The organism is Bartonella vinsonii subsp. vinsonii (genome assembly GCF_902825235.1).
GTDB lineage: Bacteria > Pseudomonadota > Alphaproteobacteria > Rhizobiales > Rhizobiaceae > Bartonella > Bartonella vinsonii.
In genome coordinates, this window is sequence record NZ_CADEAJ010000051.1 from 1 (window position 1) to 564 (window position 564).

Annotated in this window: 1 protein-coding gene; it reads right to left on the bottom strand. The window is 44.5% G+C overall.

All coding sequences use genetic code 11. From position 1 onward, the window contains the following. Window positions 1–564, bottom strand: a 564-nt coding sequence (locus tag J7R12_RS08640) for a hypothetical protein (RefSeq protein WP_208439071.1), incomplete at both ends; no start/stop codon positions are given.

Here is a 564-nt window from a genome sequence, read left to right on the forward strand (position 1 = left end):
ACCGGCTTGAATAAAGCCTGCTTTATTGACAAGGGAAAGGCTCTTTCCTGTGCCATCTGCATTGGTAAAAAACAAATCACCCTCTGCTATTATGGCGCCAAAATCATTCAACACAGTGCCATCAACTTTGAGAGCACCATTGCCCTTCACATAAATTAAGCCCGTTTTGCTGTTGGTCACATCCCCCGTCACGCTAAAGGCTAAATCCTGCCCTGCTGCTAATTGACCGCTATTCTCTAAACGGCCCGTTTTGATCACAAAATCTCGTGCCGCTAAAACCGATGTAGTCTCATCCACCATAACGCCTGGAGCAACAAAGAGAATATCTCCTGTTCCCCCCTCAGTGGTAATGGCTTGTAGCCGTGCATGGTGAATATCAAGAACATTGGTGCTGTTAAAATCTAAACCGCCATAAATCAGCGTGCTGCCCGAAACATAAATATGATCCGCATTTAAAAATAACGTTTGCGGCGTGTAAATATGAGAACGATCATTGCTTAAATCGAGAGTATTTGCTGTCAATCTCACATCCCCCTTAGCAGACAGCACATTCTCAACACTGAT